The organism is Acinetobacter sp. ANC 4910 (genome assembly GCF_004331035.1).
GTDB lineage: Bacteria > Pseudomonadota > Gammaproteobacteria > Pseudomonadales > Moraxellaceae > Acinetobacter.
This window is the reverse complement of sequence record NZ_SJNT01000024.1, coordinates 35,498-47,460: the sequence shown is the minus strand read 5'-3', so window position 1 is coordinate 47,460 and position 11,963 is coordinate 35,498. Positions and strand designations below refer to the sequence as shown.

Here is an 11,963-nt window from a genome sequence, read left to right as displayed (position 1 = left end):
AATAAAATAATGAGGAAGTTCACATGAGTCACATTGCAGCGCCTTTGCAAATCCGAAATACCACTTTTAAGAACCGTATCATTAAAGGGGCAATGAGTGAGGCTTTAGCCAACCATGCAGGGCAACCGAATCAATTACATTTAGGTTTATATGAAGCTTGGGCAAAAGGTGGCTTGGGCTGCGCCATTACGGGTAATGTGATGGTAGATTTTCGTGCCAAAAATGAACCTGGGGTCGTGGTCGTAGAATCTGAACGTGACATAGCTGAACTGAGTCAGTGGGCGGCTTTGGGTAAGCAATATGGGATGGTACAGTTGGTTCAATTGTCACATCCAGGACGACAATGCCCGAAAGGTCTAAATAAAGAAACCGTAGCACCTTCGGCAGTAGCGTTTAGCCCGATGCTTGCCACCACTTTTGGTACACCACGTGAACTTCGTGAAGATGAAATTTTAGACATTATTCAACGCTTTGCTCGTTCAGCACAGATTTGTGAAAAAGCAGGATTTGAAGGCGTTCAATTACATGGTGCACATGGTTATTTGATTAGTCAGTTTCTCTCGCCATTGACCAATAAACGTCAAGATCAATGGGGCGGTAGTATTGAAAATCGTATGCGCTTTTTGTTGGAAATTTACCAAGCTGTTCGCGCAGCGACATCAGATAACTTTATTATTTCGGTTAAACTGAATTCTGCCGATTTCCAACGTGGGGGGATCACTGAAGAAGATGTGATTGCTGTGTTTAAAGCGATTGATGCAGCAGGGATTGACCTGATTGAAATTTCGGGTGGTACCTATGAAGCACCTGCTATGGCAGGAGCAAAAGAAGATAAACGTAAAGCCAGCACCATCGCTCGCGAAGCCTATTTCCTCGACTTTGCTGAAAAAATTCGTCAACAAGTCAGTTGTCACTTGATGGTGACAGGTGGCTTCCGTACAGCGCAAGGCATGAATGCTGCACTTGACAGTGGTGCCTGTGATTTTATTGGAATTGCGCGCCCATTTGCCGTAGAAACTGATTTGACCGAACGTTTATTGGCTGGGCAAGATGTTCGTTATGCAGTGGATAAAATTAAAACAGGTATTCCAATGGTGGATAAAATGGCCATTATGGAAATTATTTGGTATGCCGCTCAATTTAAGACCATTGCACAGGGTAAACAGCCAAATCCGAAACTTTCTCCGCTTAAAGTGTTCTTCCATTATGTGAAGGGGAATTTAAAAGCCGTGATTCAAGGGCAAATCAACTCCCGTAAAAGCGCATAATATTAGTTGGCTTCGACCCAATACTGTTTGAAGATTGAGGCAGACCATTGACCTTTTGACAAAGCGCGTTGAAAGGCGGGTCTGTCTTCAATCTGTTGTAAATAGGTATTGATCGCTGGGTAGTGCATATAACGGTCATTTAGATGGGTGCAGGCGTGTAATGGAAACCAGAGCAAGATATCTGCAATAGTCAATTGGGAGCCTGCCACCCACGGTTGTGTGGTGAGATGCTGATTGATCATTTGCATTTGTTGTTGCAGTAGGGGATTTAAATAGCCTTGGTTAAATCCATATTGAATGGCTCGTGGAATAAAACGGATAAGCCAAGGTGTTTTGATCGCCAATTGGGAAAAGATCTGTTTTAACGCCAAATTTGGCATAAATGTGGCTTCAGCGAAGTTTTTCCAATAGTAGTAATCCACTAAGGCAGAACCGTCTAAATTGATTGCACCTAAACATTGTTGGCGAGCACTGAACCATTCAGCAATGGCACTGGTTTCAGATAAGAAAAAAGTGTGCTCAAGTTCTGTTATTTTGACTGTTGGAAATTTTGCCAAAGGGTGTGCTTGTTGTAATTGACGCGTATTGGCATCGTTTAGTGTGTCGAAAACCAAAATGTCATAATCGAGATCGAGTTCTTCGAAAAGCCAGACAATACGTTGTGAGCGTGAATTGGGCTTATGGTAAAGTTGAATCTGCATTTTGTTGTTTCAGTTGCCTTTTATTCAATATAGTTTTTATGTTGCTGAAAGAGAGCATAACTCAAAATATAGACATAAAAAAACCTGAGTCATTTTGCTCAGGTTTTTTTTAAGAGATAAACATCTCTGAATATGGCGTCCCTACGGGGATTCGAACCCCGGTTACCGCCGTGAAAGGGCGATGTCCTAGGCCTCTAGACGATAGGGACTTAATGAGGCAGGTACTTCTGAAAGCTAAACCATGAATTAAATGGCGTCCCTACGGGGATTCGAACCCCGGTTACCGCCGTGAAAGGGCGATGTCCTAGGCCTCTAGACGATAGGGACGTTTCAGAGGTGGGCGTATATTAGGGCGAATATAGGGGAGTGTCAAACGTTTTTTTGAGCATAATCATTAAAAAAGAATTGAGTGAATAAAAAGAATACAAAATGTGGAAATATAATTTAGATCGTTTATTTTTCGAGCTTTAATACATCCACAATGCTTTTGATAACAGCTGGATGTTCTAAATAACCTGTAATTTGATGAGGCTTATCCACAAGTGTAGTGATTGCTTGATTAATGATCGGTGGTTCAAAATTGAAAGGTGGTTTAGATAATGGGAAGGCGGTCATGAAATCATCAGGGGAATAAAAATTAAACCAATCGCCATGTAGCTGAGGTGGTCGAGAAATCGGTAAAGTCAGTTTTTCTTGAATGACTTTAAATGCAAGCGGGGAACCCAGTGTAATAAAACGGTGCACCCTAAAATGGGTAAATTGATGCAATAAGTTATAGGCAATCACTGTACCCAATGAATGCGCCACAATAATATGATCTTTGCTTGGATGAAGATGCGACATAATTCTGTGGTGAACTTCATGCATAAAATTAGAATTGGATAAGTATAAATAGGTCTCGATGAGAAATTTATGCATGAGTGTTTCATGGAGTTTGGGGTAATGATTGAGGAACATGATTAATTCTTTAAATGCATGGTCTTTGGTGAGTGCTGAAATGACAGCCAAACGCTGGGTAAGTGACTCAGATTGCTCTGGATTGAAACAGGGTAAGGTAGTGATACATGGGCTATGCTCTGGAACAATTGATGTGTTATGCCAAAGATGAAACGGAAAATATAAATGCAACAATGATTTAGGGAGCAGTGTATTTAAATCTAAACTATTATTGAGTTGGTGTTTGGTCAGTAAGTCACCATAAAAGGGGAGATTGATATCCAGTGATTCAAGTTCTATATTTTGCTCTGCATGGCTCAAGCCGGCTTTAAATAGATTTAACCAGTATTGTTTTAATGTTTTCTCATCATAATTTTGTTGATTCATACCATGAATAAAAATAATTTTCATACAGGGTCAGGCTTTTTACAGAGGATATTATCTGTATTTAGCTTAAAAAAAAGAGTGGTACTTGACCACTCTTTTTATGTGTTAGTTTTGCTTTCGATAAAAAATATAATAACTTAGATAACACAAGGCAATAAAGATTAAACAGCCAATAAAGCCTGCAATCATTTCAGGGTCTGCTGCCATACTGATGCCAGTAATAAAACAGAATACAAAACCTAAAATTGGCACAATTGGAAATAGTGGTGCTGCAAAGCCTAACTCTTTCGCAGTATGGCCTTGCTTATACCATTGGCGACGGAAATTGAACTGGCTTAAGCAGATACTCATCCACACCACGACCATCGTAAATGCAGCTACACCCAGTAGGTTTTTGAAAATGGTTTCAGGCGCAAATTGTTCAGACAGTAATCCCGGAATTGCACCAAACATGGTGACAATAATGGCAACAAAAGGAATGCCTTTGTGATTTAGCTTAGAGAACACTTCGGGTAGTTGCTTTTTGTAAGATAAAGACCACATCATACGTGAAGCAGCATATAAGCCTGAATTTGCCGCTGAAAGAAGTGCGGTAATAATCACAAAGCGGATGATGTCTTCTGCATGTGGAATCCCAATATAGTTAAACACGGTCACAAAGGGGCTGCTGCTCACGCCATTACCACCTAAGCCCGCCATTTCATGTGGCAGTAGGGCGCTGATCACGACAATTGTGCCTACAAAGAAGATGAGCAAACGCCAAATAGCAGCATTAATTGCTTTAGGCACATTTTTCGCTGGATCTTGAGTTTCACCTGCCGCAACACCAATTAACTCTGTGCCTGAAAAGGCAAAGTTCACAATCAGCATGGTCGCAAAAATAGGGAAGAAGCCCTGTGGAAACCATCCTTCTGCGGTCAAATTGCTAAATAGAGGTGCAGAGCTATAACCTTGGAAAGACAGCACACCAAAAATGGCCAATAAACCCAAAATAATAAAACTAATAACAGTCACGACTTTGACCAGAGACAGCCAGAACTCTGATTCAGCAAACAGGCGAGTTGAACTCATGTTTAAGCTAAAAATAATGGCGGCAAATATGAGCGTCCAAATCCATACAGATATATGGGGAAACCATTCTTGCATAAGCAACGCAGCAGCAGTGAATTCAGTGCCGAGTGTTGCCGTCCAAGTCAGCCAATATAGCCATGTAATCGTGTAGCCTGTCCCTGGACCAATATACTTTTGTGCATAAGCACCGAAAGAACCCGATACAGGCATATGTACCGCAAGTTCTCCCAGACATAGCATCACCATATAGGCAATAATTCCACCTAAAATATAAGCGATGATGGCACCTACAGGCCCCGTTTGTGCAATGACTTCACCCGACCCTAAAAATAGACCGGTACCGATTGCACCACCAAGTGAAATCATAACCAGATGTCGAGTACTCATAGCGCGTTTTAAAGGCGCAGAATTGCCCTGATGCATAGCATCATTCGGAGATTGAGATGACTGCATAAGAGAGAGAAAATAGAATAATGAAGCGCGCTATTGTAGTGCAAAACTACAAATCTGCAATCGAATAATAATGAATTATGCGTTTTGAATGATCGTATAAACGATAGATGGCGTCCCTACGGGGATTCGAACCCCGGTTACCGCCGTGAAAGGGCGATGTCCTAGGCCTCTAGACGATAGGGACGTTGCGAGGTGATGCGTATATTATGTATTTTTTTCTTTACTGTCAAATAAGTTATTACAATATTTCAAAAATAAGGGTTTGTTTGTGTAAAAAATGTCTTACTTGTAGGATATAACGCAATTTTTTACGTTTCGACCCACTCGATATCTCTATTTCTTTTATTGGTAAGGGCAAGCTTAATTCATCCGATGGCCTAAGCCTGGAGGGTTTGATGTGGCTCTGAGAGTTGTTTTAATTCGATTATATGTATTTGATATCGAGAAAACCGAAATTTCAATAGCTTGGATTCATAGAAAAATGAAAGCACCAAGCACATTTAATGTTCAGGTGTTTGATATGGGGTGTGAGCTTTATCTGACTTTGCCGCATTAGATGAGGGCGGTGCAGGTTCTTGCTGTTTATTGGCAATATAGAGATAAACAGCAGAAGGTGCAAGAATGAGTAAAACCAGTAATATTTTCTTTAACATGAGTTAATGGTAAAAAATAAACACAAGAGTATAAACAATTCTTAAAAATAGAATGCGATGAAAATTTTAAAATAAAAGTTTTGCGAGTGCAAATAGATGGCGTCCCTACGGGGATTCGAACCCCGGTTACCGCCGTGAAAGGGCGATGTCCTAGGCCTCTAGACGATAGGGACGTTTAGAAGATGGCGGTATCTTATTGATCCGCCACCATAGTGTCAAGTAGGTGAGGAGATAGTTTGTTCAAAATATAGCAAAACAGTTCAGCAGTCTTTTGAGTGTCATACAAAGCCGAGTGTGCTTCTTTACCATCGAACTCAATTCCAGCTTGAATACATGACTTGGCAAGTACCGTTTGACCAAAGGTAATCGCACTTAAAGTCACTGTATCAAACACAGAGAAGCTGTGAAATGGATTCTGATTTTTAGTGCCCGTGCGCGCAATTGCTGCCTGAACAAAACCTAAATCAAAGTGTGCATTATGACCGACCAAAATAGCATGGGTGCAATTTTGTTGGCGACGCACTTCATTCACGGCTTTAAAAATACGTTTTAGTGCTGATTTTTCATCTTCAGCCATTGCAACACGCATAGGATTAAATGGGTCAATCCCAATAAAATCTAATGAGCGTCGATCTAGATTGGCACCTGCAAATGGATTGATGTGTGCATGATGGGCTTCACCTGGAACGAATTGGCCTTCAGCATTATAAATAATTGGAATCGCAGCTATTTCTAGCAACGCGTCAGTTTGCGAATTAAAACCTGCAGTTTCGACGTCGACTACCACAGGTAAAAATCCACGGAAACGCTGACCAATTACTGGTAGAGTTTCATTTGTCACACTTTTCTCCACTGGATGGTTTTACCTGCATAAAGCGGGATAATTTTGTCACCATCTAAATAATCAAAACTTTCAGGAATGACTTGCTCTTCTTTAACCAGTGTAATGGTTTCAGTATTACGCGGAAGACCATAAAAGTCTGCACCAAAAAGGCTGGCAAAGCCTTCAAGGCGTTCGAGTTTGTTTACTTGGTCAAAAGCTTGAGCATATAGTTCAATTGCTGTTGGTGCGCTATAGCAACCCGCACAACCACAGGCATTTTCTTTGGCATTTTTTGAGTGTGGTGCACTGTCTGTGCCTAAGAAAAATTTAGGATTGCCACTGGTTGCCACTTCCAACAGGGTTTGTTGGTGTGTTTGGCGCTTTAAAATTGGCAAGCAGTAGAAATGAGGCTTAATCCCGCCAACCAACATGTCGTTACGGTTGAACAATAAATGTTGAGGCGTAATTGTTGCAGCAACATTACGGTCTTGTTCTAACACAAAATGTGCAGCCTCACTGGTAGTAATGTGCTCAAGTACCAATTTCAATTTCGGGAACTGTTTTAATAGTGGTGCTAAAACTTCATCTAGGAAACGTTTTTCACGGTCAAAAATATCGACGTGATTATGTGTGACTTCACCATGTAACAGTAATGGTACTTGATGTTCTTCAAGTTGCTCAATCACCGCGTACACTTTACGAATATCGCTTACGCCATTGTCCGAGTTGGTGGTTGCACCCGCAGGATAAAGCTTGATGGCATTAACAAACTCAGAGTCTTTAATTTTTTTGACTTCGCTTGCAGGCGTGCTATCAGTAAAATACAGCACCATACGAGGGTCAAATGCGTTACCTTCAGGCACATGTGCCATAATTCGCTCACGATAAGCAAGCGCTTCTTCCACAGTTTTTACAGGTGGAACAAGGTTTGGCATACAAATCGCACGCTTAAATTGCTTAGCTAAATCTGGAACAGTGCGTTTCAGGGCAAGACCGTCACGTAAGTGGGCATGCCAATCGTCTGGCTGCAAAAGAGTAATCGTATTCAAGGCGATTTCGGACTAAAAAATAAATCAGATGATAATCTATATCAGTCTGTAATGCTAAGCTGAATTACAGATAAATGGCTTAATTCTGGTAAATAAAAAAGGCTTTTTTATTGTTTTTGTGTGATTGAGAAATGTCAAAAGCAATCAGTTCTCTGATTAATGCCATTTCATCTGCGAAGAATCAATACGGGTAGGATGAGACTCATAAAAATAAAAAACCGCCAACTTAGGACGGTTTTTTATTTAAGTGTTCAGCAATTGAAAACTTAGTTTTTGTCTTTCAATTGTGGAACTGCAGAGCCAGTACCTACAGCTAACAAACCAGAGTTTGTATAAATGCCGAGTTTTGCACGTGTATCTGTAATATCGAGGTTACGCATAGTAAGCTGACCAATACGATCCATTGGCGTAAACATTGAATCACCTTTCTCCATCGTTAAACGCTCAGCTTCATATGTGAGGTTCGGAGATTCGGTGTTCATGATGGTGTAGTCATTACCACGGCGTAATTCTAAAGTCACTGTACCCGTAATGGCTTTAGCCACCCAACGTTGTGCAGTTTCACGCAGCATAAGCGCTTGAGAATCGAACCAACGGCCTTGGTATAACAAACGACCTAAACGTAAACCGTTAATACGGTATTGTTCAATCGTGTCTTCGTTGTGAATACCAGTAACTAAACGTTCGTAAGCAATATGAAGAAGGGCCATACCCGGTGCTTCATAAATACCACGAGATTTCGCTTCGATAATACGGTTTTCGATTTGGTCAGACATCCCTAAACCATGACGACCACCGATACGGTTCGCTTCAAGAATAAAGTCGACTGGATTTTCAAAACGTTGACCGTTGATTGCAACAGGAAAACCTTCTTCAAAAGTAATTGAAACTTGTTCAGCTTCAACTTTTACATCGTCTTTCCAGAACGCAACGCCCATGATTGGATCAACGATTTTGATGCCTGCATTGAGGTATTCAAGGTCTTTTGCTTCGTGAGTTGCACCCAACATGTTCGAGTCAGTTGAGTAAGCTTTCTCTTTCGACATTTTGTAGTCAAAACCATTGTCGATGAGGAACTGTGACATTTCTGCACGGCCGCCTAACTCATCAATAAATGTTTGGTCTAACCACGGTTTGTAAATTTTAAGTGCAGGATTGGTCAACAAGCCATAACGATAGAAACGTTCAATATCGTTGCCTTTATACGTTGAGCCATCACCCCAGATGTTCACGTCATCTTCTTTCATCGCGGTAACAAGCATTGTACCTGTTACTGCACGACCAAGCGGAGTCGTGTTGAAATATGGCATACCGCCAGTGCTGATATGGAATGCACCACACTGAATTGCCGCAATACCTTCAAGTGCAAGTTGTAAACGGCAGTCTACTAGACGTGCTTTTACTGCACCATAAGCTTCCGCTTTTTTCGGAATGGCATCGTAGTCATCTTCATCAGGTTGACCTAAGTTTGCCGTATATGCGTAAGGCTCTGCGCCTTTTTGTTTCATCCACAATAAAGCAGCTGAAGTATCTAGACCACCAGAGAAGGCAATACCAACTTTTTTGCCAACTGGGACATTCTGCAAGATAGTTGCATTATCAGTCATTGTTAATCCTAACGATATAAATATAGGCACCGAGAATGGGTGGCCTGAAAGAATATATATTTTTGCGATTGTAGCACTTTTCCAGACGCTTGTTTTCGCAAAACAAAGTCAAAATAAAAAAAACAGTAAATTTTCTAATGGATATACGTAAATTAAAGCCCCCAAAAGCAGTATTTTGCTACGGTTTGAAGCTTTGTAATTCACATAAAAATCAGAGAACTGCCTTGAAGGCTGGATAAATCCTCAACAAACACATTAATTCGACTAAAGTTGAATAATTGTGCAGTCTGGTGTTGGTCGTTTAAAAAAAACAAATAAAAACAGTAGTGTTACAACAATTATTCATTTTTTATAAACGGAGTGTCTTGATGAAACAGATTTAAAATATTGGTATGACCAATATATTTATCATGCTTTTTTATTGACCTGTTTAAGGTTTGAAATTACTATAATGGTGCAAACAGCTATTATTTTTTTACACTTTTGGTTTATTGGTCTGACCAATTAGGTAGTTTTACCTCAGGATGATCTGACCAACTCAAGGCTCTAGTAAGCATTTCAAGGAGATGACAATGCTTCAACATTGGCAACAAGTTTACGATCCTATTGGCAATATCTGGCTTTCCAGTTTAATTGCACTTATTCCAATTATCTTTTTCTTTTTAGCCCTAGCGGTCTTTCGTATGAAGGGCAGTGTGGCAGGTACGATCACAGTTGTACTTGCACTGCTTGTTTCTTTATTTGCTTATAAAATGCCTTTGCTGATGGCTTTGGCATCCATGGTTTATGGTTTCTTCTACGGTTTATGGCCTATTGCGTGGATCATTATTGGCGCTGTTTTCCTGTATAAAATTTCGGTGAAGACCGGCCAGTTCGACATTATTCGTTCTTCTATTTTGTCGATTACTGAAGATCAGCGCTTACAAATGCTATTCGTGGGTTTTGCTTTTGGTACTTTCTTAGAAGGTGCAGCAGGTTTTGGTGCACCTGTGGCAATTACCGCAGCATTGTTGGTAGGTTTAGGTTTTAAACCTTTATATGCAGCAGGTCTTTGCTTAATTGTGAACACCGCGCCTGTGGCTTTTGGTGCGATGGGGATTCCAATTATTGTGGCAGGTCAGGTGTCTGGTGTAGACACACATGAGATCAGTCAGATGGTCGGTCGACAGTTACCATTTATGGTGCCCATCGTATTGATCTGGATCATGGCAATTATGGATGGTTGGCGCGGTGTGAAAGAAACATGGCCAGCCGTTATTGTTGGTGGTGGTTCATTTGCGATTGCACAATATTTAACTTCAAACTTTGTTGGTCCTGAATTACCAGATATTACGGCATCGATTGCTTCTTTGGTTTCATTAACGATTTTATTGAAATACTGGCAGCCGAAACATATTTTCCGTTTTGCCAATGAAGAAGGCAATGTTGATGAGAATTTAGCAGAACAAAAGCAAAAGAAATATTCAATTGCTCAAATTGCTAAAGCATGGTCACCTTTTGCAATTTTAACGGTGATGGTCACGATTTGGAGCGTAAAACCGTTTAAGGATTTATTTACCAAAGATGGCGCATTACATGACCTCGTGATTGCAATCAAAGTGCCATATTTGCATCAAATGATTCAAAAGATGCCACCTGTTGTTCCTGAAATTAAAGATTACGATGCAATTTATAAATTTGATTGGTTCTCGGCAACGGGTACTGCAATTTTAATTGCTGCAATCATCACCATTATTTTCTTAAAAATGAAGCCAAAAGAAGCAGTAATTACTTTTGGTGAAACTATTAATGAATTAAAAATTCCAATTTATTCTATTGGTATGGTGTTGGCTTTTGCTTTTATTGCTAACTATTCGGGCATGTCTGCAACATTGGCATTGGCGCTTGCCCATACAGGTCATGCATTTACCTTCTTCTCACCATTCTTAGGATGGCTTGGTGTATTCCTCACAGGTTCAGATACCTCTGCCAATGCTTTATTTGCTGCTTTACAGGCAACAACGGCACAACAAATTGGTGTACCAGAAGTGCTTTTGGTGGCGGCCAATACCAGTGGTGGTGTAACAGGTAAAATGATTTCGCCTCAATCGATTGCGATTGCCTGTGCAGCGGTAGGCTTAGTCGGTAAAGAGTCTGATTTATTCCGTTTTACCGTAAAACACAGTATAACGTTCACAATCATGATGGGTATTATTATTACCTTACAAGCCTATGTGTTCCCATGGATGATTCCATAACACAAATTGTGTACCAACGTTAAGGAAAGCAGATGAAAGTCTCCGATAAAGCTGTACAAAGCCTGCGTGTATTGATTGAACAAAGCAATATGCAAGTTGGAGACCGTTTGCCTGCTGAAAGAAAGTTGTGTGAGCAACTTGGTGTATCCCGTTCCTCTTTGCGAGAGGCAATACAGCAACTGACCAGTCAGAGTATGCTGGTCAGCAAAGTCGGTGCGGGAACTTATTTACAGCAATTACCCAGCTCTTGGTCGCAACATCAAATTGTGCAACCACTGAGTGAGTTAATTGATGAAGATCCTGCTTATCGTTTTGATGTGCAGGAAGCTCGAATTATTTTGGAGGGTGGCACGGCATGGCATGCGGCTTTACGTGCTACCCCTGAAGATATTCAGCACATCCGTGATTGTTATGACCAGATTACCCATTTTCAGTCTTTGGGCGATGATGAGCAAGCTGCACGCGCCGATGCCAATTTTCATCTGGCGATTGCAGAAGCTTCTCATAATTTGGTGCTGATTCAAGTCATGCGTGGCGTGTTCGATTTGTTGCAATTTAACGTGGCTTTAGGACGACGCAAAGTCTATTCCGAAGCACATCGTTTTGATCAATTGCATGAGCAACATTTGCAAGTGATTGATGCCATTGAGCGCCGAGACCCAGAAGCTGCACGCAAGGCTGTGTGTGGGCACATTGAGTTTGTAGTTCAGCAAGTACGTTCGATTGATGAGGAAGAAGCCCGTCGACAACGTTCGAGCCGTTTAAACAGGATATAACC

The 11,963-nt window shown here is 40.9% G+C and carries 10 protein-coding genes and 4 tRNA genes; 3 read left to right on the top strand and 11 right to left on the bottom strand.

Annotated features, from left to right (window positions below):
• The first annotated feature begins 23 nt into the window (after positions 1–23).
• Positions 24–1,268, top strand: coding sequence for an NADH:flavin oxidoreductase/NADH oxidase family protein (locus E0H82_RS16245; protein ID WP_131265742.1), 1,245 nt, complete (start codon positions 24–26; stop codon positions 1,266–1,268).
• Between the two features lie 2 nt (positions 1,269–1,270).
• Here E0H82_RS16245 and E0H82_RS16240 read toward each other — a convergent pair whose 3' ends face one another.
• The 11 genes from E0H82_RS16240 to argG all read right to left on the bottom strand — a co-directional run bounded on the left by E0H82_RS16240 (position 1,271) and on the right by argG (position 8,948).
• Positions 1,271–1,969, bottom strand: a complete 699-nt coding sequence (locus E0H82_RS16240; protein WP_131265741.1) for a glutathione S-transferase family protein — start codon at positions 1,967–1,969, stop codon at positions 1,271–1,273.
• Positions 1,970–2,102: 133 nt separating this feature from the next.
• Positions 2,103–2,178, bottom strand: a tRNA-Glu gene (locus tag E0H82_RS16235).
• Positions 2,179–2,220: 42 nt separating this feature from the next.
• Positions 2,221–2,296: transfer RNA gene (locus E0H82_RS16230), tRNA-Glu, on the bottom strand.
• 126 nt (positions 2,297–2,422) lie between these two features.
• On the bottom strand, positions 2,423–3,316 hold the full coding sequence (locus E0H82_RS16225; protein WP_131265740.1) for a hypothetical protein: 894 nt from the start codon (positions 3,314–3,316) through the stop codon (positions 2,423–2,425).
• Between the two features lie 81 nt (positions 3,317–3,397).
• Positions 3,398–4,816: an amino acid permease gene (locus tag E0H82_RS16220; RefSeq protein ID WP_131265739.1), complete on the bottom strand. Its 1,419-nt coding sequence runs from the start codon at positions 4,814–4,816 to the stop codon at positions 3,398–3,400.
• Positions 4,817–4,924: 108 nt separating this feature from the next.
• Positions 4,925–5,000, bottom strand: a tRNA-Glu gene (locus tag E0H82_RS16215).
• Between the two features lie 316 nt (positions 5,001–5,316).
• Positions 5,317–5,469 carry a hypothetical protein gene (locus tag E0H82_RS16590; RefSeq protein WP_165492976.1) on the bottom strand — a complete coding sequence of 51 codons (153 nt, stop codon included), beginning with the start codon at positions 5,467–5,469 and terminating at the stop codon, positions 5,317–5,319.
• 97 nt (positions 5,470–5,566) lie between these two features.
• Positions 5,567–5,642, bottom strand: a tRNA-Glu gene (locus E0H82_RS16210).
• 20 nt (positions 5,643–5,662) lie between these two features.
• Positions 5,663–6,322 (bottom strand): ribonuclease T, encoded by a 660-nt coding sequence (gene rnt, locus E0H82_RS16205; RefSeq protein WP_165492975.1) that lies wholly within the window; start codon positions 6,320–6,322, stop codon positions 5,663–5,665.
• Positions 6,307–7,341: a dihydroorotase gene (gene pyrC, locus E0H82_RS16200; protein WP_116762306.1), complete on the bottom strand. Its 1,035-nt coding sequence runs from the start codon at positions 7,339–7,341 to the stop codon at positions 6,307–6,309. Before pyrC ends, rnt begins: the two co-directional genes overlap by 16 nt.
• A 266-nt stretch (positions 7,342–7,607) precedes the next feature.
• Positions 7,608–8,948, bottom strand: a complete 1,341-nt coding sequence (gene argG, locus E0H82_RS16195; RefSeq protein WP_131265737.1) for an argininosuccinate synthase — start codon at positions 8,946–8,948, stop codon at positions 7,608–7,610.
• A gap of 566 nt (positions 8,949–9,514) precedes the next feature.
• Between argG and lldP the strand changes: the two genes are divergently transcribed.
• Both lldP and lldR read left to right on the top strand, forming a co-directional pair.
• On the top strand, positions 9,515–11,185 hold the full coding sequence (gene lldP, locus E0H82_RS16190) for an L-lactate permease (protein ID WP_171458310.1): 1,671 nt from the start codon (positions 9,515–9,517) through the stop codon (positions 11,183–11,185).
• Between the two features lie 32 nt (positions 11,186–11,217).
• A complete protein-coding gene (gene lldR, locus E0H82_RS16185; protein ID WP_131265735.1) occupies positions 11,218–11,961 on the top strand; it encodes a transcriptional regulator LldR in 744 nt (247 codons plus the stop codon).
• Positions 11,962–11,963 lie beyond the last annotated feature (2 nt).